The 23,422-nt window shown below is 47.9% G+C and carries 28 protein-coding genes; 9 read left to right on the top strand and 19 right to left on the bottom strand.

Going from position 1 to position 23,422, the window contains the following annotated elements; translation table 11 throughout:
* The first annotated feature begins 83 nt into the window (after positions 1 to 83).
* The 9 genes from LMED105_RS03890 to LMED105_RS03850 are packed head-to-tail and all read left to right on the top strand — an operon-like array spanning position 84 to position 8,792.
* Positions 84 to 2,201 (top strand): flagellar biosynthesis protein FlhA, encoded by a 2,118-nt coding sequence (locus LMED105_RS03890; protein ID WP_008248359.1) that lies wholly within the window; start codon positions 84 to 86, stop codon positions 2,199 to 2,201.
* Complete coding sequence (locus LMED105_RS03885; RefSeq protein ID WP_008248358.1) at positions 2,198 to 3,136, top strand: hypothetical protein; 939 nt, start codon at positions 2,198 to 2,200, stop codon at positions 3,134 to 3,136. Before LMED105_RS03890 ends, LMED105_RS03885 begins: the two co-directional genes overlap by 4 nt.
* Positions 3,136 to 4,521, top strand: a complete 1,386-nt coding sequence (locus LMED105_RS03880; protein ID WP_008248354.1) for a FliI/YscN family ATPase — start codon at positions 3,136 to 3,138, stop codon at positions 4,519 to 4,521. The genes LMED105_RS03885 and LMED105_RS03880 overlap by 1 nt, the downstream gene beginning before the upstream one ends.
* On the top strand, positions 4,518 to 4,934 hold the full coding sequence (locus tag LMED105_RS03875) for a hypothetical protein (RefSeq protein WP_008248353.1): 417 nt from the start codon (positions 4,518 to 4,520) through the stop codon (positions 4,932 to 4,934). Before LMED105_RS03880 ends, LMED105_RS03875 begins: the two co-directional genes overlap by 4 nt.
* Positions 4,925 to 6,004 (top strand): FliM/FliN family flagellar motor switch protein, encoded by a 1,080-nt coding sequence (locus tag LMED105_RS03870; RefSeq protein ID WP_008248352.1) that lies wholly within the window; start codon positions 4,925 to 4,927, stop codon positions 6,002 to 6,004. The genes LMED105_RS03875 and LMED105_RS03870 overlap by 10 nt, the downstream gene beginning before the upstream one ends.
* Positions 6,005 to 6,016: 12 nt before the next feature.
* Entirely contained in the window at positions 6,017 to 6,670 is a 654-nt protein-coding gene (gene sctR / locus LMED105_RS03865; protein ID WP_008248351.1) for a type III secretion system export apparatus subunit SctR, read from the top strand.
* A 3-nt stretch (positions 6,671 to 6,673) separates the two neighbouring features.
* Complete coding sequence (gene sctS / locus LMED105_RS03860; RefSeq protein WP_008248350.1) at positions 6,674 to 6,940, top strand: type III secretion system export apparatus subunit SctS; 267 nt, start codon at positions 6,674 to 6,676, stop codon at positions 6,938 to 6,940.
* Complete coding sequence (locus LMED105_RS03855; RefSeq protein WP_008248349.1) at positions 6,934 to 7,734, top strand: flagellar biosynthetic protein FliR; 801 nt, start codon at positions 6,934 to 6,936, stop codon at positions 7,732 to 7,734. Before sctS ends, LMED105_RS03855 begins: the two co-directional genes overlap by 7 nt.
* The gene (locus tag LMED105_RS03850) at positions 7,731 to 8,792 is read left to right on the top strand and encodes a flagellar biosynthesis protein FlhB (RefSeq protein WP_008248344.1); all 1,062 of its coding nucleotides are present in this window, start codon (positions 7,731 to 7,733) and stop codon (positions 8,790 to 8,792) included. Before LMED105_RS03855 ends, LMED105_RS03850 begins: the two co-directional genes overlap by 4 nt.
* 376 nt (positions 8,793 to 9,168) lie before the next feature.
* On the opposite strand, the gene LMED105_RS03845 is transcribed toward LMED105_RS03850, so the two are convergent.
* The 19 genes from LMED105_RS03845 to LMED105_RS03760 form a co-directional block, all read right to left on the bottom strand.
* Positions 9,169 to 10,623, bottom strand: coding sequence for a hypothetical protein (locus LMED105_RS03845; RefSeq protein WP_008248342.1), 1,455 nt, complete (start codon positions 10,621 to 10,623; stop codon positions 9,169 to 9,171).
* A gap of 45 nt (positions 10,624 to 10,668) precedes the next feature.
* A complete protein-coding gene (locus LMED105_RS03840) occupies positions 10,669 to 11,409 on the bottom strand; it encodes a hypothetical protein (RefSeq protein ID WP_008248340.1) in 741 nt (246 codons plus the stop codon).
* A gap of 26 nt (positions 11,410 to 11,435) precedes the next feature.
* Complete coding sequence (locus LMED105_RS03835) at positions 11,436 to 12,317, bottom strand: hypothetical protein (RefSeq protein WP_008248338.1); 882 nt, start codon at positions 12,315 to 12,317, stop codon at positions 11,436 to 11,438.
* Positions 12,318 to 12,327: 10 nt separating this feature from the next.
* Positions 12,328 to 13,521 (bottom strand): hypothetical protein, encoded by a 1,194-nt coding sequence (locus tag LMED105_RS03830; protein WP_008248336.1) that lies wholly within the window; start codon positions 13,519 to 13,521, stop codon positions 12,328 to 12,330.
* Between the two features lie 31 nt (positions 13,522 to 13,552).
* A complete protein-coding gene (locus LMED105_RS03825; RefSeq protein ID WP_008248335.1) occupies positions 13,553 to 14,110 on the bottom strand; it encodes a hypothetical protein in 558 nt (185 codons plus the stop codon).
* A gap of 19 nt (positions 14,111 to 14,129) precedes the next feature.
* A complete protein-coding gene (locus LMED105_RS03820; protein ID WP_008248333.1) occupies positions 14,130 to 14,363 on the bottom strand; it encodes a hypothetical protein in 234 nt (77 codons plus the stop codon).
* Between the two features lie 60 nt (positions 14,364 to 14,423).
* Complete coding sequence (locus tag LMED105_RS16770) at positions 14,424 to 14,570, bottom strand: hypothetical protein (protein WP_008248332.1); 147 nt, start codon at positions 14,568 to 14,570, stop codon at positions 14,424 to 14,426.
* A 10-nt stretch (positions 14,571 to 14,580) separates the two neighbouring features.
* Positions 14,581 to 14,796, bottom strand: coding sequence for a hypothetical protein (locus LMED105_RS03815; protein ID WP_008248331.1), 216 nt, complete (start codon positions 14,794 to 14,796; stop codon positions 14,581 to 14,583).
* A gap of 8 nt (positions 14,797 to 14,804) precedes the next feature.
* Positions 14,805 to 15,146, bottom strand: coding sequence for a hypothetical protein (locus tag LMED105_RS03810; protein WP_008248330.1), 342 nt, complete (start codon positions 15,144 to 15,146; stop codon positions 14,805 to 14,807).
* On the bottom strand, positions 15,130 to 15,666 hold the full coding sequence (locus tag LMED105_RS03805; RefSeq protein WP_008248329.1) for a hypothetical protein: 537 nt from the start codon (positions 15,664 to 15,666) through the stop codon (positions 15,130 to 15,132). The genes LMED105_RS03810 and LMED105_RS03805 overlap by 17 nt, the downstream gene beginning before the upstream one ends.
* Before the next feature lie 3 nt (positions 15,667 to 15,669).
* A complete protein-coding gene (locus tag LMED105_RS03800; protein ID WP_008248328.1) occupies positions 15,670 to 16,011 on the bottom strand; it encodes a hypothetical protein in 342 nt (113 codons plus the stop codon).
* Positions 15,998 to 16,888, bottom strand: a complete 891-nt coding sequence (locus LMED105_RS03795) for a hypothetical protein (RefSeq protein ID WP_232222704.1) — start codon at positions 16,886 to 16,888, stop codon at positions 15,998 to 16,000. Before LMED105_RS03795 ends, LMED105_RS03800 begins: the two co-directional genes overlap by 14 nt.
* Before the next feature lie 302 nt (positions 16,889 to 17,190).
* Positions 17,191 to 18,918 (bottom strand): type III secretion system outer membrane ring subunit SctC, encoded by a 1,728-nt coding sequence (sctC, locus tag LMED105_RS03790; RefSeq protein ID WP_156799523.1) that lies wholly within the window; start codon positions 18,916 to 18,918, stop codon positions 17,191 to 17,193.
* Complete coding sequence (locus LMED105_RS03785; RefSeq protein WP_008248325.1) at positions 18,902 to 19,570, bottom strand: HrpE/YscL family type III secretion apparatus protein; 669 nt, start codon at positions 19,568 to 19,570, stop codon at positions 18,902 to 18,904. Before LMED105_RS03785 ends, sctC begins: the two co-directional genes overlap by 17 nt.
* Positions 19,563 to 20,306, bottom strand: coding sequence for a hypothetical protein (locus tag LMED105_RS03780; protein WP_008248323.1), 744 nt, complete (start codon positions 20,304 to 20,306; stop codon positions 19,563 to 19,565). Before LMED105_RS03780 ends, LMED105_RS03785 begins: the two co-directional genes overlap by 8 nt.
* On the bottom strand, positions 20,303 to 21,100 hold the full coding sequence (sctJ, locus tag LMED105_RS03775) for a type III secretion system inner membrane ring lipoprotein SctJ (RefSeq protein WP_008248317.1): 798 nt from the start codon (positions 21,098 to 21,100) through the stop codon (positions 20,303 to 20,305). Before sctJ ends, LMED105_RS03780 begins: the two co-directional genes overlap by 4 nt.
* Before the next feature lie 3 nt (positions 21,101 to 21,103).
* Positions 21,104 to 21,628, bottom strand: a complete 525-nt coding sequence (locus LMED105_RS03770; protein ID WP_156799522.1) for a hypothetical protein — start codon at positions 21,626 to 21,628, stop codon at positions 21,104 to 21,106.
* Positions 21,594 to 22,355 carry a flagellar motor protein MotB gene (locus LMED105_RS03765; RefSeq protein WP_008248314.1) on the bottom strand — a complete coding sequence of 254 codons (762 nt, stop codon included), beginning with the start codon at positions 22,353 to 22,355 and terminating at the stop codon, positions 21,594 to 21,596. Before LMED105_RS03765 ends, LMED105_RS03770 begins: the two co-directional genes overlap by 35 nt.
* On the bottom strand, positions 22,352 to 23,371 hold the full coding sequence (locus LMED105_RS03760) for a hypothetical protein (protein WP_156799521.1): 1,020 nt from the start codon (positions 23,369 to 23,371) through the stop codon (positions 22,352 to 22,354). The genes LMED105_RS03765 and LMED105_RS03760 overlap by 4 nt, the downstream gene beginning before the upstream one ends.
* Positions 23,372 to 23,422: the final 51 nt, after the last annotated feature.

The raw sequence follows: 23,422 nt of genomic DNA, 5'->3' as shown, positions 1-23,422 counted from the left end.
GAAAGACGAACTTTGTTGAGTTTCAACGCCACCTAGTAAGCACTAGAAAACCGAATTCAAGGTTTGTTGGCTGAGGACTCGCGATGATCGAAGTGTTAAACAGGTTTGCAAGGCTGGCTTCTGCACGGTCCGAGGTGGTTGGTGCATCTCTTATCATCCTCATGATCGTCATGATGGTGATTCCCATGGGTCCGGGCATTCTCGATGTACTCCTGGCCATCAATATTTCTGTGTCGGTCGTGCTTGTAATCAGCGCCGTACTCATTGAAACACCGCTGGCATTTTCTTCATTTCCTGCGCTTCTTTTGATGACAACCTTATTTCGGTTGTCTCTCACCATATCCACGACACGACAAATTTTACTAGAGGGTGATGCCGGACATATTGTTCAAACCTTCGGTGAGTTCGTCGTGGGCGGCAATGTGGCCGTTGGTTTAACGATTTTCCTCATTATTTCGGTTGTTAATTTTCTGGTGATTACCAAGGGTTCCGAGCGTGTAGCTGAAGTGGCCGCGCGTTTCTCACTCGACGGCATGCCTGGAAAGCAAATGTCCATCGACAGCGATCTCCGTGCCGGGTTAATTACTCAAGCCGTTGCGAAACAACGCCGTTCCGACCTTGAAAAAGAGTCGCAATTATTTGGTGCAATGGACGGTGCGATCAAGTTTGTAAAAAATGATGCAATTGCCGGGCTTGTTATCACGGTGGTTAACTTGCTTGGTGGTTTAACGGTCGGCATGATGCAGAAGGGAATGTCCTTTTCTGAGGCGGGGTCGGTATACACCATTTTATCAGTAGGCGACGGACTAGTCGCGATCATTCCATCGTTGATGGTTTCCATCGCGGCCGGTTTGATTGTAACGCGCGTTACCAAAGGCGAAGCTGACGGATCCAACACTGCGCAAGACATGTTGAAAGACCTCAGCCGAAATTCAAATGCACTTCAAATCAGCGGCATTTTCTGTTTTCTGTTCGCATTCGTTCCTGGCATGCCCAGTTACGTATTCCTCGCCACTTCGGCAACGCTGCTGTGCGGTTGGTACTTCATTTCGAGAAAAACTGACAAAGCCGAAGAGGTCGATGTGTCCACGCAGTTCAGCGACATGCTGTCTGCCAGCGGCAAAAGCATCAAGATGGACGACATCTTGCACACCAATACTTTCGCACCGCTGGAGGTGCGGTTGCCTGTAGACATCGAGCCCACCGCGGCCAATCAAATTCAGAATATTTGCAGAATCGCGAGAAACCGGCGAGTAGAACAATTGGGCATTCTGTTTCCATTGTTCGAGTTCATCAATCACACCGAGAGTTTTGTCGAGTTCTATGTGTATGGCGTACCGGCCATGTCCATTCATATCTCCGAAAAGCGGCTCAGCATTCGCAGCGATCAGTCACTGGTGCAGGCTGTGCCCGGTATTGAATTCGTGATTGAGAAAGATGTTGTTACCGGCAAATACGACATGCTGTGCGACCCCCTTCAGAAAACACTTCTCGATCAGCACAAGCTGGAATACCTGACATTCGAAACAAGATTGGTGTCACAAATTGAAGCGTTGTTGGTCCAGAAGGTCGACCAGCTATTCACCTTGAATGAGTATCAACGACATATGACCACTCTGGGTGACAAGTACACGGAGCAACTCAAGGAGCTTGAGCGCGTGCTGCCCGTTACCAAAGTGGTGGAGGTGTTGCAACGCTTGCTTGGCGAATCAGTTTCAATCAAAAACATGCGTTCAATTTTGAATTCATTAATTGAATGGGGGCAACGCGAGCGAGACCCCATGGTTATTGCAGAGCAGGTACGCCGTGGTTTGTTCGAGCAAATATGCCATCAACATACCCACGAGCGAAAACTCAAAGTATTTATGTTGGGCGTGGAATTTGAGCAGTTGATACGAGAGTCGAGTCGAAGTGACGGCAATGGATCATTTGTTGACATTGATTCCAGTTCTCTCAATGAACTAATCGAAATTGTCGAGGAGCAGTGCAGGCCGCATCTGGTTGGAAACTATGTACCCGCCATTGTGTGTTCAATGGATTGCCGGGTGTTTTTCCGCCAAATTATTCAAGACTCATTGTTCATCATTCCGGTTCTTTCTCATCAAGAAATTTCTTCAAATATGGAAATTCAAGTGTTAGGCAACATCAATCTAAATCTTCAAGCGAGAAACAATCCATTTGCTGACGGAGTCACATCATGATTCACATTCAGGTTAAGGCCAAGTCAGGATTGCATGCCGGTGCGGTTTGGCGACTGGACAACTCGCTGGTCAGCCTGGGCGCAAACTCCCAGTCAGATGTATTCCTGTGCGATCCTGAAATTCCGGATACCTTGATCACACTTAGAAAAAGCGGGCGTCGGTTCAACATCGAGACCCTGCATTCAGAGGCCAGGTTAACCGCACCTGATCAAAAAAAAGTAGACAACACCCTTTTCCCCTCGCAGCTGCTCACGCTTGATTTCAAGCACATACAAATCGAGTTGCAGATCGTCAACGGCACCAGTGGGCTGATGTCGTCATTGAATGACGGTGTCGCCAGAACACTCCATCAGTTGGTGCAACTCTTACGGGGCATAGGAGCCAGGGCAATCGTCGCCTTACTATTCATCATCGGCTTGTTGTTGACCACAGTTGTTTTGTTCTTCGGCACAGCGGGTGTTGTCAAGTCAGAGGCCAGCGTTATCAAGAAACCAGACTTGAACAACACCTACAAATTGAAACCGCTTTCTACTCTTGAGAGTCGCATGGCAGAGAACGTGGCAAACGAGATCAATGATTTTGCAATCAGAGCCTCCACAAACCAGCTCTCGGTAACGGTGGATGATGACCGTGTGGATATCGATGCTGAGTTGTCGAGGGCGCAGTCCATCGGGTTTGAAAAACTCCTGGATCGTCTGGTCATCGATTACGGTGAGAAAGTGGATATCCGTGCCCGTCTGGCGTTGACTGAAGAGCAACGCCGTATTGATGAAATCGCCATTGAGCAGGTTGTTCTTGGTAGTCGCCCAGTCGTTATCCTGCGAGACGGGGCAAGGCTGTACGTCGGCGGGCAGTATCAAGGTGTTAATTTGCTCAGCGTCGATTCCCGAAAAGTGGTTTTTCAGGGTGAAACCGTTTATGAGGTCGTCCTCTGATGCGCAGCGCCATGGCTCTGTTGGCACCGGCGATCGTCAATCAGCTTCAAGCCAGGATTGGTCAGATCAACCCGGTAAAACGTGTTGGGTATGTCAGTGAAATTATTGTTTCTACAGTCAGGGCGATTTTGCCTGATGTGGTGCAAGGTGAGTTGTGTGAAATTGAAACGTCTGGCGGGCATAAAATCCTTGGCGAGGTTGTTGCGTTCTCTGAAAACATCGTCACCATCTCGTGTCTTGAATCTGTCGCCGGAGTCGCCTTGGGTTCCCGAGTGTTGCCCTTGGGCCGAGCGCACAGCATTAAGGCGTCAGATCACTTGCTTTCATCGCTCCTCGATGGCATGGGCCGCAATCTGGATCATCCGAATGATCGTCGATCCGGCGTCTTGTCGGTCGATTCCGATGCTCGACCCGTCATTCAGGTGGCACCACCAGCGAGTAAAAGACCACCAGTTAGCGAATCACTCGTCACGAAAGTGCGGGTCATTGATGGGCTGCTCACCCTTGGTATTGGCCAAAGGGTGGGTATTTTTGCACCCCCCGGTTGTGGCAAAAGTACCTTGATGGCCCAAATTGTTCGCGGTGCGAATGTAGATGCTGTGGTGTTTGGTCTTGTGGGCGAACGCGGTCGTGAGTTGAGGGAGTTCATCGAAAAAGAAATCACGGATGAAATTCGCAAAAAAAGTTTTTTTGTGTGCGCTACCTCTGACCGGTCTGCAATCGAGCGTGTTCGCGCTGCGTTTACCGCCACATCGATTGCCGAATATCTAAGGGACCAGGGAAAGTCTGTTTTGTTGGTTGTGGATTCGTTAACGCGTCTTGCCCGCGCGCAGCGTGAACTGGGATTGATGGCCGGGGAGCCTGCCACACAGGCGGGATTTACGCCTTCCGTGTATTCAATTTTGCCTGAATTGATTGAACGTTCAGGTCGAACGGAACAAGGGGATATTACGGCGGTTTTCACAGTTCTCATGGAAGGCGAGCGAATTGAAGACGATCCAATTGCCAGCGAAGCCAAAAGCCTTCTCGATGGGCACATTGTACTCAGCACCAAACTGGTCGAACGAAGTCATTTCCCCGCAATTGATCCCTTAAAAAGTCTGTCTCGTGTCATGGGCTCAGTCACCAGCGTCAAAACCCAGGAACTGGCGTCGCTGGTCAGGCGCGCGTATTCGCTTTATCAGGAGGTTGAGCTATTGATTCGGCTTAACGAGTACCAGCCAGGTACCGATCCATTGGTTGATGAAGTAGTCAACATCAAGGCGAGTCTCGATGAATGGTGCAAACAATCGCGATCCGAACCCGAGTCACCTACCGTGGCATTGTCGCGTCTCGGTACGTTGATGGTCGGGTTTGAGCGACTGCTTCAAGAGGCGAAGGCGTGAATACCTTCATCAAAGATATTCAGCAGATTATGGCGATCCGAAAGCTGCGGGTGGATTCATCGCGCCGTAAACAGAAACTTAAAGCGCTTGAGCAAGATCAGGCCGCGCGAACCATTGAAAGTGCCCAGGCGCATTTTGAGCAAACGGAGCAAAGACTCATTCAAATAGAACTAGAAACCCTGCAACGTTTGACCAATGGCAACTTTGTCAAAGTGGATCAGCTGGTCAGCTTCACAAAGCTTCAGCAACAGGGCATCAAAAAAATAAAAAATATCCAGCAGTCCATCGATCAATCTCATCAACAGTACGAGTCAGCACAGCTTGCGTACCAGGAAAGTTGCTTGAAAGTTAATCAGGCTGAGAAAAAATTATTGGGAATAGAGGAAGTACTTCTACAGAAATTATGGAAATAGCTGAACACATCAATGAGCAAGAAGTGGCGCAAGTTTGGGCACTGGATCGACTTCGAAGAGTGCGTTACGACGCGACCGGTTCCACAATTTTTGCCCGATCAAGATCAATGTCTCAGCGCATCTATTACTTTGATACTGACAGGCATTCTGATCTGGCGATTCGGCGCACCACTGGATTACCCCACAAAAGTACGATCAGCGACCTGATTTGGGTCAGTGCCAATTTTCCTGAGGGAAACGAGATTCAGATTGGTCTGGATTCAGCTTATATTTTTGAGCAAACCGGTAGTTTGATTACACCCCAAATCGTTGATTGGGGTGGTGAGGGTATCGTTCCGCTAATTGATATCGTCAGTGCCGTTCTGAACGAACTCGAGTCAATTCTTGGGCTTCATGTCGAGGACTTTTTGCCAGCACATCTCATGCCCACCTCAAACCCCATCGACTACCTGGCCGTGGACTACAAGCGCCAAAACAAACTCATTCTTTTGTCAGACAAGCAAACACTGAAGCTGCTTGAAGCAAAGGCACGGAACTATTGCCTGCGCTACTGGAATGACTACGAATCCATGGGGAGAAAAGTATTTTTCGAGTTGAGTGTTTACTTGTATCCAACAAAAAGAAAGTGGTTGAGTACCGAACTCGCAGAACTTGAACAGGGTGATTTGGTTGCACTGCAAAATTATAGGATCAATGCATCGTCTCGATCAATACGCGGTTCACTGCGATTTAAAGGCGACAAATTTTCAAAAAGAAACTATGAGGTATTCATTCAAATGAACGAAGACGACACACGACTCCACTTTGGTAGCGACGATCTTTCTGACACATCGGGTCTTGAGGAAGAGAATCTTCCACCACACGAGCAAATCGAACTGGAGATTCATGCGGGTAAAACCAAGATTCTTTTTAACGAGTTGTGCAGCGTCCAAGAGGGTACCTTGATTGAATTAAGAGAGCATGCCTTGCCAATGGTGACCTTGTGTGTAATGGGTTCACCAATACTTGAGGGCGAGCTAGTGCACTTTCAGGATCAACTGATGGTTCAAGTCACAAAAAGACTCGACTAAGAGAATCTCAACATGGATCAAAGCATCAATCCAATTGGTCTGATTGTCACGATAGCCTCGCTATCGGTGTTGCCATTGGTGGCGGTAACGGCCACTTCATTCCTGAAGATATCGGCGGTGTTGCTAATATTGCGCAACGCAATTGGTGTGCAGCAAGTGCCATCAAACATGGTGCTCTACGGAATCTCCATGGTGATGACCCTGTTGGTGATGGGCTCAATATTGACTGAGGCCGGCCAACGTTTCGCACCGGACGGCAAAATGCCAGTCAGCGGAACCGAAGTACTCGAGTCGATCAATGCCAGTGTGCCACCCTTTAAAAAGTTCATGTTGGCCAATGTCAATCCGGGTTATCTCAACAGCTTTCATGAAACGGCGCAAAAATTCCAGAAAAAATACGATGCACCTGAAGTCGAGAAAACAGATCTGTTTGTTGTGCTTCCAGCTTTTGTCGCCTCCGAACTTGCTGAGGCTTTCAGAATCGGATTGTATCTTTACCTGCCTTTCGTGATCATTGATCTGGCCGTGTCAAGCGCCCTGATGGCCTTAGGCATGATGATGGTGTCACCCATGTCACTTACCGTACCTGCAAAAATTGTTTTGTTCGTCGCAGTCGAGGGATGGGCAAAGGTACTTCAGGGGTTGGTCAATTCTTACTTGGTGTAAATCATGCTGATTTATTACGTCAATCAGGCATTGTGGATTTCATTGCTTGTTGCCGCCCCTGTGGTGGTTGTCACAATGGTTTTGGGGTTATTGCTTGGTTTCCTGCAGGCTATTTTTCAGTTGCAGGATCAAGCCTTGCCTTTTGGCATCAAGTTGATGGGGGTTGTGCTTATCCTGTTTGCGTTGGGTTCCTGGCAATCTCAAATGTTGGTTCAGTTTACGCAAACCATGTTTGATTTAATCTCGGTTCCGCATCGTTCTAAATGGTAGAGCCACTGACCGACACTGGCGAGCAACTGCGGCAGTTTCTTGCGGTGCTCTCGTATTATTTACCCAGAACTGTCAGTTTTATGGTGTTTTTCCCTTTGCTCTCGAAAGGTCTTTCCAGCAGTCTGATCAAGATGTCGGTCGGTTCTGTTTTGGTTCTCTACCCGGCATTTGCTTCAACTACCCTTTATTTTTCGTCAATGAACCCACCGGCTTTCACCTTGATTACCTTTCTCAGTGAAGTGGTTTTGGGTGCACTACTGGGGCTGACCATTGCATTTCCCTACTACGCGTTCAAAGCATTCGGCGCCTTAGTCGATGTTTACAGAGGCGCAACGTTCGCCGCGCAGGCCACAGGTAGTGACAGCGGGGAAGAGCTACCCATTGAGCAATTGTTTGGTCTGCTTTTTGCGGCGCTGATTTTTGCCGGGCCGGGTTTGCATGCTGTCTCTGTGCATTTACTCAACAGTTATTTGGTTATGCCACCAGGTACCTTGACCTTGCTCAGCCTGGACAGTTGGCTGACCACCATGCTGCGCATGGCCGCTGACCACATCACCTTCTCAGTCCTGCTGAGTGGGCCGGTATTAATTGCAATCCTGGCTGTAGAACTCGTGGTCGAAATCATATCGGCGTTTACCCAGCAACTTCAAGTTTACAGCCTTGAGTTCGGGCTCCGAAGTGTGTTTGGAATTGCCGCACTCATCACACTCATGTTCTTTGCCGAGCAGGAAATACTGACCATGTTCTGGCAATACAGTGAAAGCTTGAATTTGCTTCTCGGAGATGTTCAGTGAGCGGCGAAAAAACTGAAAAACCCACCCAGAAAAAATTAGACGATGCCCGAAAGAAGGGTCAGGTAAGTGTCAGCAAAGACGCTCAGATACTGTTTAAACTCCTGATGTTTTACATGTTTTTCTTTTGGCTTTCGCAAGACTATGCGGCGCGTTTCTCTGAATTACTTGACTTGATCGTGACTGCCGGGCTCAAGCAGCCGTGGACTTTCTCAGAAAGCATCTTCTCCATGTTCTTTGATCTTTTCGTGGCAATCACTGTGCCTTTGGTCGCTGTTTGTGCGATAGCCGCCACTCTGATTACCTGGGCACAAATTGGATTTCTCGTTTCGCCAGAAGCGTTAACGCCTTCATTCAAGAAGTTCGATGCCGTATCCAATATCAAGAACATGTTCTCGAAAAAATCTTTGGTGCAGTTGCTGTTGTCCATCGTCAAAGTACTGATTTTGTCTGTGGTTGGGTATCTTGTATTCAAAGACAATATGGGAGACATGATCTACAGCTATCGCGCTGGGTTGACTCAGTTTTTTGACGTATTGGTTCATGTGTTGAAGGCAATCATTTTTGTATCGCTGATCATTTTTATGGTCATCGCTGTGATCGACTGGTCTGTGGAGTACATGCATCACATCAAAAATCTACGGATGAGCCACCAAGACATCGCCGATGAACGAAAGCAGTCCATGGGAAATCCACAACTCAAGCAGCGAATGAAAAGAGAGCACCGAAGTATTCTCAATTCATCACTTACCCGGGTTGCTGGCGCAAAGGCGATCGTGGCCAATCCCACACATATTTCAGTGGCTTTGGATTATGAGCCGGGCAAACATGACTTACCTTACATTCTCGCCATGGGAACAGACGACGAAGCGTTAAGAATTCGTGAATTTGCCAAGAAAAACGGAATTCCAATTATCGTGAATGTAAAGCTGGCCAGAATGCTATATCAGGACTGCGAGGAGGATGAATACATTCAGAGAGAACACCTGGAGCTAGCAGCCCAGGTATTCCGGGCTGTCATGGAAATGGCATCTGATCAGGACAAGGGAGTTAGTCATTGATTGTTTACCTACTCCTTGCGCTTAGACTTTTTAGCCATTCATTACCGCCAGAATCCAATTCTAGGAGCAAGACTTCAGCTGCATCTTTCATCGCTGGCGTGCTACTCGGGGAGTTCCTGATTGCTTCTAGGTCATCCCTGGAGAGTTTATTGTCTCGATCTCCATTCTTGGCCAGTAGCTTCGCTTGTGGTCAACAGATTTGTTTGAATGTCATTCAAACCTGCCCGAAACTGATCGAAATCACCTCGGCTGAACTTGCTGTCTGTTCTGTTTGCATTTCCACGAATTGATACCCGGCGCATCCGCTACTGCGACGTCTTCACCATGGTAACCGGGGCTAATGGTTGTCATGTTTTTCATTCCTCCAGCTTGGAAATTAATTGCTGTTTAGCCAAGTCGCCATGTCGTTCTTTTCAAAGATTTGATCGTCGCCACAAATTTCGAGAAGCATTGAACGATTTTCACTGGATAGTGCCGCTTTGGCTGCCTCAATAATGGCCGCTCGATTTTCAGGTGGTATACCCATTTGGTCCCAGAGGGGATCGGTTTCGCTGAGCTCCGACAGAAGCCACATGCCTTGTGTGCCGTACCGATCGTTGTCTTTGACTGCAGCACTGTTCTCGTAACGCCATTCAAGGTAATCCATCATATCAACCGCTTTTGGGTCAGACAACGTGACAATATTTGCCTTGAATGCATCGCGCTTGGCAACTTCCGCGGCCTCCGCTGCTTCCGCTTCTGCGGCAGCGGCAGCCTCATTTTTGTCTGCAAGGTAAATGCCGCCATTTGCCGTCATGGCAATTGTGTTCTCGGCGGGGTTGTAAGAAACAAGTCCCATTGAAATTGCAGTGTTGAGCTGGTTGGTGGTGAAGTGGGTGTTGTCTGCTGGCAGGCCAAACAAAAAATTCAGCATTTTGCGCGTTTCTTCGTCTGGCACCAGTCCCGGTGGCAACGTTTCATCAGGCACTTCTGCCATGCCTTCAAGAATCGCCTTGGCATCTTTTTCTACTTGCTCTGAACCGTAATTCGGTGCGTACCCGGTGGCAGTGAAATAGCCCGACACTTCACTGGCGGTGTTCATCAGGGTTTGTGTCATGGTTAACAGCCCCATGCTGGGTATCAACGGCAAAGTATTGTTGGCAAATGCCTCCACCACCGTGCTGCCATTCTCGTTGGGCGTCCAGGTGCCAGGCGCCTGGCTGGCATCTCCCTGAAGCAGTCCCATCATTTTCAGTGTGTTCAAGTGCCCCTGATTGAATTCCGTGTTGGATCCAAACATGCTCTCGAGCAGAGTCAGGGTGTTCGGATCAAGGTCGCTGTCTTGTATCGGACCAAGCTGATCAGACTCTGCAGGGTAATTGGCGTTGTAAATGTATTGCGCCGCACCCATCAGGCCACCCAGTTGTGCGCTCATGGCCGAGCCGGTGGCCTCGGTATTAAATCCGGAGTTTAGGTAAGTTGCACTGCCACTTGGAAAGAAAGGAATTTCATCGCCGAAAAAGGCGGTGTCGTTGTAATTCTGAACGAGACCTTGTCCTTCTGCTGTTAGTGTGAATGTGTGGGTGATTCCATCCTCGCCAAGATTTCTTTTGTAGTTGAATTGATCGTAGTCCAAGGTTAGGGTGATGTCGCGAACCTTGAGTTCTTCGACAGGCTTGTTATTTTTCAAAGCCAGAAAGTTCAGGATTTCTTGCAGTTCTTCTTCGGAGGAAGCGGAAATGATGATGTCTCCGACGCGGTAGGTGAACTGACCATCGGGCTGCTCGTTGATGCCCGGGGCATCCGTTACTGCGACGTCTTCACCATGGTAACCTGGGCTAATGGTTGTCATATGTTTTCATTCCAGATGTAAAATTCTCGATGATAAGAATAGTTTTTACGTGCCACGCGTTTGTTCTTTTTCTGTTTCTGTGGTGGTTTGGTACAAACTGACAAGTTGCTGATACAACGCATTTGCTTCTTGTGCCTTGATGTCGTCTTTTGCACCTTCATATTGATAGTTGGCGTTGCCATACTCGCCACTTGCATTGATTGGTGCCGTGATCAGGCTGGCGCCGATTGGACCTACCCATTGATTGCCATGGCCAGTTTTGCTGTTTTTGGCAATGGCGGCGTTAGCCGCGCCTAAGCCAGCTGTAATCACTGCAGACAACATGGCGCATGCAAACTGTACGGTGGCACCTTTCAAGCGCTCTTCTGCGGCACTTATTCCCAGTTCCACCTGCGTTTCAAGTACCTGAGACATCAGTTGTTTGACATCAACTTGCATGGCGTAGCTGAGCATCAAAAATTCAAGAAATGCGTCGCCGAAAGGATTGGTGTGAATCCCGATCCTTTCGGAACCGCCGAAAAGAATGTCCGCCTCGTCGTCGGTAAGACCCCAAAGTTTTTTGGCCTCATCGCGCGTAATGGTGTCTTTGCCACTGGCCAAACCAAGATACGTTTGCACTTCTTCCGGCGACAGGTTGGCGAGCATTCGGTTGGCTTGCTCTTCAGTCAAGCCGAATTTATCCATCATGTACGCCAGAAATTTTTCTTTTTCGGTCTGGGTTAGTTCGTTGGGCTTATCGACATTGTTTGTGCTTAGGGAGTCTGTTCTTGTTGCAGCGTCTACCATTGTTTGTTCTCCTGAATAGATGTGTTTCAAACACCAAATAGTTGCGCAATCAACATTTGAAAACGTTGCAGCAAATCCTGGTAATTGGAATTTTCCTGGCTCAACATTTCAATAATCTGGCTCCAGCCATCAATAATTGCCTGGGCTACTTCTGCTTCCTTCAGTAGTTTTGCGCCCTCGTACTGCAGCTGCCCCATTTCTGCTTGAAGACCAGCTTGTGCCATCAGGATTGCGGACTGCGCATATTCAAGAAAGCGGGTTAGCGCTATTGTTTGGGCCTCGGTGAGTGAGCCAGTCAACATTTTTGCGATGTAGGCTGGAAGGGACGATGCAAACTCCCTGGCTGCTTGTACGCCCGCTGAAGCGCTTGACGACATGGCTGACAGGCCACCCGCCATCAAGGCTGTGCAAACTACAACAATCGCGATCATCAACAAGGTGCCGACCACAATGGCGCCGATCGGTCCCAAAGCGTCGCTTAACGCTTCGAACATTGCACCCATCCCTTTTTCAATGAAGGATTCCGAGCCAGCTGCTTCGCTGATCAAGGGCTCTAGAAACATGACCAAGGTCACCACAAGAATCGCGATGGTCATTGGCGTTGGAATCAAGATTGCTGTGATCATTGCCAATGCCACACCCAATGCACCGAGTGCTTTGAAAAACTTGGCCAATCCACTCATCGCTTTGGCTTTTCGCAATTGCTCGAGATAGTCTTCAATTTGTTGCTTGACCTTTTCAACCTTGGCGCGTTCCGCGCCCTCGAGGCCGACCAGGTAACTGCCGATGACATCTCGGGTTTGCTCAAGCGCCGCGATCATGTATTCGGCCAAGGTTTCTGTCAGTGGCTTACTTGCGCCGTTGTCAATCAGGCTTGCATAGCCGGTGTCTCTTACTTGATCAAGCATCTGGCGTACCTCAGAATGCGGATTGATAGGCTTGTGATGCAACCTCGGCGAGTTTGCTCATAATTGCAGAAAACTCACTCATGACCGCCTCAACCAGCTTGCTGATGGATTCAATTTCCTGATCCAACTGGTCTACAAGTGCTTGATCGCCATTTTTGAAAGCCTCGTCTCGCAGGCGGGTTTTTTCAGCGATGTCAGTTCCTTTCAGGTCCAAAAACAAATTAATGCTGACACCGAATCCGTCATTCCCTTCGACCAGGCTATTCAATGCACCCTCAATCTGGCTCATCTTGGTAGAAATGTAACGTTGCGCATTTGTGTCGCCCCGATCGACAGCAAAGCTGTATTGAAGCTTTAGTTCATCAAGATAGTTTTGTAATTCTTCCTCGCTGTATCCTTCCGGACCAGGAATTTCACTCACATCCCAATCTGTTTCAAGGTTGTATTGCCAAAGATCTTCGCTGCGCATCACCTTTTGCTCAGCTTGAACTTTCGGGTCTGACGCGCTGAGTCCCGTGGACAGCAAATAATTCATCTTGGCTTTTGCGACCGACTCGCGGAACTGGGACAAGGCCAATTGTTGGTTTTCTGCGCTTGGGTCTGCTGCAATTGATGATTCGTATGCAGCTTTCGCGGTAATCAGTTCTGTTTTCAAAGTGCCCAGGCCCACCGAATTTAGGTTTACGCCACTGGCTTCCAGTGTGTCCAGTTTTGCCAGCAGTTCATTGACCTGGTCTACAGTTTTGATGTTGTTCTCGGCACTCCACGAACTTGTCGAGGTTGAAATTGCCGACATTACTTCAGCCACGGCATCGGCCTGCGGTTGCAGTTCAGCAATAGCTGTATCCAAGGCATCAGTGCCTTGCGTGTGCTCCGCAAGCACTCTCAACAGTGCCAGCTCACTTTTCAGCTCGCTGTCCAATTGATTCAATGGGTCTGTGCCGGTGGATGAGTCCCAGCTGTTGCGAATTTGTTTCAGATCGGTAATCAGGGCATTGAGATCACTTCCCTGAGCCCATGGTTGACTTGATTGGCTTTGTAAAAAGTTGATGAGTCTCGTCAACTCTGATTTGGACATGTCGGCCAGGTTTACGCCCGGGTTCTGATTAAGCCATGCCTGAACAGCCTCCTCGGCTGTATCGACTTCACCAGTAATCGTTGTTGGTTGCCACTGTACTGATTGGTTTGGATCTACGCCTGCCATGATAAATACCTCAATGTGTGTTGTTGTGTGTTTATCGAACCGAGAAACTGGACAGTCGTTTTGTGCCCGAGTCTACTTTTTGGTCATATTGATCGCGCAGGCGTTGTAACTGCTCTCCAATAATTGCGGAACGGTAGTCCGAAGGAATGACCAGTTCTTTCGCTTCAAGGCACCATGAGTAAAGTTTCTTTGCTTCTTCTTCATTGACCTTCTCGCCATTCATGACTTTGTTGAACACTTCAAGAACATCGTTCGGAATCGGTTTTCCAGAAGCACTCATCTGCGCACGGGCTTCATTCAAATAGCGTTTCATGTCTTCGTTGGCTTCTACTGCGCCTTCTTCATGTGTCTGAAGGAGAGATATCAAGGCATCGCCGTTTGTCTCGAGTGGGCCGTACCATGCTGCCAGCTCGGTGAGACGTTCTATGTCATAGGTGTACCCCCCCAATTGCAGACCTGTAGCCAGTAGTAGCACTGTTTGAGTGTCTCCCCTTGCCGCTGCTTCAAACATTTGATCGACTTTGCTTTCATCGATCTCGTAGGGTTCGGTCAATGGTTCGGGATTCGTAATTGGGGTGGTAGCAGTCATGATTTTCCCTTTGGATTTATTAGTTAAGTGCCCGGGAAACAACGTCGCGGTAGAAGTCGCCAGACTTGCCCGCAGCATCGAAAATTGCCTGGGCCGAAGCGAGGTCAATTTTCAGTTTTGCCGCGGCTTCCACAATGTCACCAGGCTCTACATCCGGGTCATTCAGTACGTCTTGAAATTGCTGAAGCGCGTTGTCCTGGAAATCCTGACCTGTGGTTGTCATTACGCCGATTGGACCTTCGATTGCTGCCATTTTGATTCTCCTGATTAATATGTAAACACCATGCACACCAAATACGGCTGATCTGTTTGATCAGTCGTCATCGCTACCACCGACAGGGTCGGTGGCCTCGCTGAGAAAGTCGTCCAGAATGAAGCCCACTGTGATTTCTTCCAGAGCATCTAGAAGCTCTGGTGAGTAGGCCCCTGCGGGCACCGACGCTGTTCCTTCAACCGCCATAATTGACTCCTTATTTGTTGACGATACTTTTTAATGGCTCGGTAAGGTCTTTGACCAAACCAGCAGCCAATTGCCACAATGAACCCATCATTTGAATCTCGTAATTCAACATCACAGAGTCGACTGGAGAATCACCAAAATCTGAACGGGCAAGCATGTTGTTGACATTCTTGCCGTGTCGATCTGCAAAGTTAAATACGCGATCGCCTGCTTGAATAACTTCCACAATACCTCCTACTGTTGTTTAACCAATTGCTCAAAACTTTCCGATACTTTGCTGCCAATTTTTCCTGTCAGTTGAATTGACACAGACTTCATGGAGCTTTCGTGAATTGATTCAATCAGACTGAGTACGTTGTCATTGGCATCAAAATCTTTGAGTTTTTGACCCATGTTCATGTCACTTTGATTCAGCTTTGTTTGGGCATTTTCAACAAAACTTTTTACTGTGTTGTTGATGGGGCCAGCATCGTTGATCATTGCTTTGAAGTCAGCAATATCGTGTAACGGTGGTTGGGGTGTTTGTGCGCCCGGTGGCGAGGCAAGCATTGCGATGTTGTTAATTGCTGCGACCAATTTTGACCTCCAGAGCGACGCCAAGCTGCTTAGACAATTTGGCCTCTAAAATTTTAATCAGTACTTTCTGTTCGTTCAGCCCCATCGCTGGTGGCAGTTCGATATTGAGAAGCAGGTTTCCCTGGTGGTAACTTCCTTTCACTTCCAGTGCACCAAGTGCAGAGTTATCAATTTGGAAGGAAAATGAGTTTTGTATTTCTGACAAACCCTTTTCTTTTACTTCTCCTTTTTTAAGTGGAGAAAAAAGTTCTTTTGTTCCGTTTGTTTGAAAATTTCCTGTGTTTTTAGGTGTTTTCTCTGAGTTCGAGGGTGTGTGACTTTCGGGCGATACCGGAAACAGCATTTCCAGAAAATCATCTTTGAGTGAATTTTGTTGTGGCCTTGACATGGAAGGGTTTGACAAGGCGAGAGGCTTTGAGGCCTTGCTGATATTGACAGTGCAACCACTTGCTTTCTTGTCGATGCGTTCTTGCACGTTGGCGGATAAACACAGCGGATCATATTTGTTGTCAGACTTCATTGTTTACCTTTGGCTCAAACGATCAATTTCCCAAGTGATCTTGTCGAAAGTGAGTTGCATGTCCCGAAGGGTTTCCAGATGCCAGTTTTTTGTGGTGCGAAGAATGAATCCCAGTTCGGGTTCGAGTTGGCAATTAATATGAATTCCGGGGAGGGGATTTTTCATTTCTACCAGGGCTTTGGACGCCTCTGTGATGCCAGTCGATGGTGGAGTTTCGGAAACCCAGACCATAAAGTATTCTTGATGTTGAGCTGAGAAGTGATTTGTCCTGTTCTCGCTTTTCACCATGACCCAGTCGCTATTGGAAACTGACAGTTCGGCTGGTTCGATCTCATGACTGTCCATGCGAAGCTCCTACGGATAGAACTCCTGCAGCCTTCAGATTTTTGTCAATTCCGTCGGTTACTTGTTTTCTGTGAGATCCATTTTTGTAAAGATCTTCAAGCAGGTCACTTTTAAGTACCAAGCGGTTGTAGTTCGTGATGAATATGTTTTTACCGGGTCGGTTGTTTGCACTTACGGCCGAGGCAATTCTTACCAGCGAATTCAGCCCTGTGACAACTTCCGCCGATGCAACAGTTTGCAAGCAACTTTCCAGCAAGTTACTTAGCGATGGCAGACCACTCAATTTTGCCGCGGTGCAGCAGTTCAGAAATTTTTTATGGATTCCCTGAGCCTTGATTAACAGATTGATTTGATTGATTCGGCTAAGGATCATGTAGTGCCGAGGTGCGGTAATTTTTTTGGGGTTTTGTGTTTTCTCTCTCGACAGGATATTGATGAATCCATCGCGCATTTTATTCATGTCAGCGCTGAAATCTTCCTTTGTTACATTGTTTCGGATGGCCTTGAACAGTGACAATATGTCCGGTGCATCAACGTGAGGTTGTATTTCAATTGTTTGGTACGCCTTGATGAATTCACGGAGGGTCGCTTGTGAAAGTCGACTTTGTTTGCCTACTTCAAACGCTGAAATAGAGCCTGAGATGAAGTCACCGTGTTCCGAGTAAAGTGATTTTTTATAATTGTTTAAATCTTTGATTTCTGTTTTGCTCAAGCCTGGCTCTTCGAGCAACAGGCTGACAAGCAAGAACTTGCGCAATGCTTTTTCTTCCGGCCGCAAGTTTCCCGCCAGGTCGACCAAACTTTTACTTTTTGTCTTGACTGCGGTGTTTAGCGAAATCAGGTCTTTACTCAGAAATGTCATGTCCGAAGTGAACATAAGCCGATACGCTTCTTTGTATTTTTCAGACGTGCGCTTTGTGTGTGCGTCTTCCCGGCTGCGGGCGGCTACTGCAAGCGCCTGCTCTTCGGCCGTGACTTGTGGCTTGCCTTCCAGCCTGTTGTTTGGGGTTACCTCAACAGGTGGCTCGCCTGAACTGTTGTGCTGTGCATGTGCGCGAATAAAGTTATTGAGTTTTTTCTGCTCAACTGCACTTAGTTGCTTTTTTGCCAAAGCGCCACTTTGAAGCGCTTCAGCTGTGGTGACCTCTTGAACAATTGGTGGAATCGTAATTGCCATGATTACCTCGGAATAGTGCTATCGAGTTTCAAAGAGGGAGTTCCTTCAAGGTTGTCTCCTTTCAATTTGAATGACATCTGGAGTTCTTTCACCGCTTTGCGTGTGGATTCCGAATCGTGAATTGGCCGGTCAATCAGTCGTGGCGTAATCAGGAAAAGCCTTGCAACAGTTTGTGTGCGCTTTTCAGTGGAAGTGAACGCTTTTCCGATATACGGTATGTCTCCGAGCAAGGGGACTTTGTAGTCATTAACTTCAGTGGATTCTCTGTTGTATCCGCCAATTAGGATGGCCTTTTCCCGTTGAATTACAGCTTGGGTGCTTAGTGATGTGTTCTGCACCCTGGGCATGTTGATTCCTTGCGTATTCTCGGTAAGGCTGCCGTCCTGAATTTCGATGCGCAGGAAAATCCGCTCTTCCTGTTCATCGATGACTACTCGGGGAGTGACCTGCAACAGACTACCTGCTGTAATTGGAATAACGTCGGCAACGCGTTCGCCTGAAACCTGGATGTAAAGTGTTTGACTAAGGTCGATGTATGCGGACACATTGTCTTGGGTCACAATTGTTGGGCGCGCAAGTACTTTTGCGTTTTCATCGGCAGAGAGTGCTTTTAACCTGGCCATAAAACGCATTGGATCAACAATCGAAGTGGCGCCGGCTGCGATCAAGCTTGGTCGGCCAACGCCGCTACCGGGAAAGTCGTAGGCAAACCGATCTGACAGCAAGCCAAATTCCAAACCCAACTCATTGAGTCCTTTTTGATCGACTTCGACCATCATTGCCTCAACCTCGATCATCGCCACCTGACGGTCCAGTTGATCAATCAGATTCTTGTAGTAGTCGTACTTACTCTTTGCATCACGAATCAAGATTGAGTTGGTGCGTGGGTCTGCTGTGACACTGACAAACTCTGCTTTTTCAGGGTCGTCGTCGGCCTTCTTTTTCACCCCGCTACTGGGCGAGACAGGCAAAGCACCAATTCTTTCCCCCATCATCAAACCTTCGCCAGGACTAAGGCTGTAGGGGGATCGCTCAACATTCATGCCAGGTTTTTTTGCTTCCGGAGAATTTGCCATTTGCTGATTTGGAAGCCCAAGCAAGTTCAGCAGCACGGAGAGCGCGCCCGGCGTGGTAACCATGGTTCCTCGCAAGTTGGTTTGCCTGTCTTCGACTGAGGCGTGCTTGAGTGGAAAAACCATCAGTTGGGTTCCGTGCTTTGCGATCTCGGATGGATCGGGCCGGTCCTGCTGAAAGGAGTCTTCTATTAATGAGAGGTAGCTGGCGGGGCCGGAAACAATGAGTTCTTTGCTGTCCATATGAAATACAAACGGGAACTCTTTGTAGTAAAGGCCTGCTGAAGTAAGCAGTTCTTTCCAGTCGTCGTTAGAGCGATCACCACCTACATAAATGCGCTTTGTTCGCCAGTTTCCTGATCTGTAGGTATATACATTCAGGCCGTTCTGAAACCAATTGATTTGATAGGCACTTTCAAAATAGGCCATCACGTCATCAACTGTTTTAACTTCAAATCGACCGCTGACTGGTGAGCTTGGAATACTGTCTGCAACCAAACGCTTCCCAAACATCGACAACATTTTTTCAATAACCCGTTTGGCACTCTCGTCTTGCGCAAGATAGACTTTTGTTTCGACTTTGTCTGTTGTGGCTGCGCGTGATACAAGGGGGGCGAGGACTAAAGCGAGAATGAGTAATTTAAGAAATACTTTCACTGTTGACCTCAAGATTTTTTATCACAGGTACCAATGCAGGTTCGAGACGTTCAATCTCTTCTTTGTACATCGCGATCAGATTATTCAAAGACACATTGATTTCAGCTCCGTTTGCAGTACTTATTTTCAGTTCAAATGGTTGTAGCTCTTCATCGGCTTTTACATTGCACTTTCTAAGGTTCATTTGTTCAGCGAGGACTTCGGCAAGTACCTTTTTAACCAAATCTACCTGGGCAGGATTGGCCTGAAGATTCAGTTCCCGTGCGTTGTGAGAACGTATGACCAGCGCTTCGGCAAGTGTTTTGATTTTGAGAAAATCGGATGCAGTTGAAATGAATTTCTCAAGAACAACCACGCAAACTTCTGTGCAGATTGACGAGGAATTATCGAGCAGATTATTTTCTTTCCAGGCTGTGATCTTTTTGAGGGACACCAAGTCTTCGCGCACTGAGTTCGCGGCAAGCTGTCGGGATTGTTCCTTGATTCGTTCAGCTTCGTCATTTGCATCACGCAAAATGATTTGGGCTTGTCGGTGTGCCTGATTCAGTAAATCGTGATAGGTGCTTACGTGATTTAACAGGGCCGCTTTAACGACACCGCCTGATATCTGTAGTCCTTCAGGAAAATGAACGCGCTTGATGAGGTTAAGCATGATCTTCCTTGTGTAGAAAATCGATTTCCTCAATTGAATTATCGGATGTGCCGTCTGGGTCGAAGTCAAGTTCCAATACTTCGTGGTGCGAATAGACTTCGCTGTGCAAGGCGCAGAAGGCGGCTTCACTCCAGTGGTCAATCACGTCCCACAGCTCTTGTGGAATGGGCTCAAGATCATTGCTCCAGTCGATGATCTCTTTGGTTTGTGTAAGCTGCCAGCGCTGATAAATTTTCGGAAAGTAGCTTCGGAGGTAAACCGCAAATCCCAGTCGTATTCTGTCGTGAAGAAACAGTTGTTTCTTCAGGGTGTTGGCCATGTGGCGCGCCACCGATTCCTGCCACTGGATCAAGGCCTCAGGCAGATCGTTTTTCAATACAATGATTTCGCGGATCACTTCGGGCGAGTTCACGCCAAAACTACTTTCCCAGTCTTGTGGGCGTGCATGCAGAATACTTGCATCCAGACTGAATAAGGCGAATCGTTGAAGATGTTCTTCAAGTACGCTGTTTGTCGCGATGGCAATGCTGCGTAACTCTGGACGCAGGATCAGGCGATCATCGGGTAGTTCTGGCATGTTCAATGTACTTCGCAATTGAAGCAAGTTGAAATAATCGATGTTGTCGAGCTGCTCTTTTGTCAGGGGCAGTGAGACGCAATGTTCTTCGTGAATTGCGATGAGCGGGTTCGACCACCATGCCCACCAGCGACTCGAAAATATGAGTTCACCAGTCATTTGAAGATCCTGAGTTTTAGTTTGCGCAATACTTCGGGCCACTCATTTTCGTCTTTGGCCTGGAGCCACACTATCCCCAGTGAGAGTACCCAGAGCGCTACGATCAGATAAACGATGCTGAGAAAGTAAATTCGATCTTCTTCACTTAGCGCCAGTGGGCCATACCAAAGAAGCGGTAAGCAGGCATCGCCACGTGGTTCTGAAGGAATGGCGGCCACAGAGATACTTGTATTGACTTCGCCTGTTATTCCGGGAATGCTTTTGAATATCAGTTCCCTGACGCGTGGAACGTAAGCTGGAAAGGACGACCCGTTCTCGTATTTAACGAACACAGCAGCCGACGAGGGGGAGAGTACTTCACCTGGGTTGGCACGTTCCGGCAGAACAATGTGTACTCGGGCAGATAAAACGCCGTCCATGCTCATCAATGTTTCTTCGAGTTCCTGGGACAGTGCATACAGGTATCTGGCACGCTCCTCCAGTGGTGAGCTAATCATGCTTTCTTTTTTGAAGACCTCACCCATTGATGTTTTCTTCGCTCGGGGTAGTCCTTGCGACTGAAGAATTCTGAGTGCGTCTGAGGACATTTGCTTGGGTACCGAGATGATGACTCCCTCTTTGCCCGATGACTTTTCTACGGGAATGCCAGCCTCTAGAAGACTGGAGTAAATTTCATTGCCTTCTTCTTGCGACAATCCACTGAAAAGCTGACTGTTGCCGGAACAGGCTTGCAAGGCACCGATGAGAAAGAGGTAGCCGATTGAGCGAATGATGAGTTTGAGCGCGGTTTTCAAAATTTAGCGCCTTTTGGTAATGGAATTCATTTCTTCGGAAATGTTTTCGCCCCGGTTGCTGATTCTGCTCATGCTTACAAAATAGGCTGTGGCAGTAAATTTCTGGTAGACAACGGATTGCGTAAATTCGGAGTTCAATGCGAGCGAACCCTTCAGGTCAAAAGTGCTTTGATTGACCTCTTTTTCAAGTTGCTTGATGGCGATTTCAGCTTCGTTGACGCTTGCAGCAGTCTCTTCGATTAGCGTGCCCTGGTTGCGCTTGGCATCTTCTACGGATCGTTTGGAGAGACTTTGAGTTCCGCTGCTTAATGCACCATTGATGCTTTTCAGGAGTGTTTGAAACTGATTGATGTTGTCCTGGGGTGCCTGAATTTGAGCTGCTTGGCCAAGTGTGATGGCTGATGTTGCTGCGGCGGAATTAATCACTGAAGGTGCTCCTGATGAACTCGTGTTGTCTGAGTTGACGGATTGGGCTAAAAGTTCGCGTGCATGGTCACAACCAACAACGTTCTTTTGCGTCGTCTTCAAACTTCGCATCGTATTGGGATCGATTTTTTTCGGCTTTGTCGACTCCGTAGAATTGGAGCCGAAGTTCTACGCGTCGACTTGCATCTTTTGAGTCGCGCACATGGTTGAATGCAACACCGCCAGCGAGAAAGAGTTTTTTGACTTGCTGCCTTTGATCATTGTTTAAATGCACTGCTGTGCTTTGGTCGTTTCGCAGCAGTGTGCACATCACCCATTCTGAACGTTTCAGGCTTAGGTTCAGGTTGTAGAGGTAAGAGCCATCGGTGTCGGTAAAGCCTTCGATGAGCACCTGTTTCAACCATTTCTGTCCTGTTGGTGTGTTCGCTGTGCTCAGAATTGCAGGTACCACTTGATTGAGTGCCTGTTCACCTTCTGCGCCTAATCTGAATTGGTCTGACTGAAATCGACCGACTTCTCCGAAATTGATTCGATTCAGTTTGCAATCGACTTCAACCGAGGTGTTTGTTTTTGCGACTTCCTCGGATAAGTGTTGACAGATATTTGAAATTTCTTGAAGTCTAACTTTAGTCATGTCCACTTGCTCTTTGATCTCTGGCGTTTCTTTGACTGTTTGCTCTGCTTTTTTTGTGATCGAGGCTAGTGCAGTCACCATGATCACCAGAAAGAGAATCATTAGGGCGGTCATTAAATCCGCGTAAGAAATCCAGAAAGGTTTTTCTGCTTCTTCAGCGTTTCTTGATGGCTGTTGATATTGCCCGAAGCTCATGCGGCCTCCGGGCTGTTTTCTATTTGACCGTCTTGCTGTCTCGCCCGAATGACTTTTCTTGCAAGATCCTGGGGATTGCTTTTGATGTGGCTTAGTCGGTTGTCCATTTTCTTGCCCATGTCTTCAATTGGACTTTTGACTTGACGGATCAGTGCGGTTTCTATTTGACTGGCCAGTCGTCGATTAGACTCAGTTAGCGCTTGTTCAAGCGCACCGCCCATGCTGGCGACTTGTTGTGACTGAATAGACTCCAATTGCTTGATCACAGGAACCATGGCTTGAATCAGTTCGTCTTTCAGGCTTTTCGCTTGATCACTTGAGTTTGCTGAGTGATGGACAAGAGTGGCCAAATATTCTTCTCCAACGCCGGCTTCAAAGAGGCTGCTGATTGCATCGACGAGATCATCGAGCGAGCTCAGGCATCGGCGGTAAAGCATCTTTTCCCAGTGGGTGATGATCATTGCGATTGTGATGGCTGCTGCTGATGCATAGAATGCGTCGCGTACGCCGCCCAGTAAAAGAGAGACGCTTTGTGCCATCAGTTCGGGATTGGACGCGTCAAAATTGGATAGTCCGAATAGCAAACCTGAAAATGTTCCGATAATTCCAATGCCTGTCAGAATGCCCGGCAGGTGTTTGAAGTAATCAACTGCAAGCGGACGATCGATAACCGATGAGACTGAGAAGTAGTAAGAAACGGGGACTGTCAGGCGTGATTTTTTGTTTTTTGTAATTCCGTTGATGAGACCAGTTTGTGTGTGCAGTGTTTTAGAGAAGTCTCGCCAAATGGGTTCGAGTTGAGTGTTTTGGAAAACTCGACCCACGCCGGTTTTTCTGATCATTTCGTCGCCGTCGCTCATCGAGCGAATCGTGGTGCTGATTTTTTGCAGTGTCAGGCAAAGTGCTTTGGATACTTTGACGTAGCGCGTGTAGAAAAAGTAACACGCAGATACCAGTAAGACCATGACGACGACAGGGGGCACGAGTTGTAATACATTGAAGTTTGAGTTTTCCAATTCTTATGCTCCTGCAGCGGAAGGTGTAGCCGGGTGGTACGCGTCAAAACA

It is taken from the genome of Limnobacter sp. MED105 (assembly GCF_000170915.1).
Lineage (GTDB): Bacteria > Pseudomonadota > Gammaproteobacteria > Burkholderiales > Burkholderiaceae_B > Limnobacter.
This window is presented reverse-complemented; position numbering and strand designations above follow the sequence as displayed.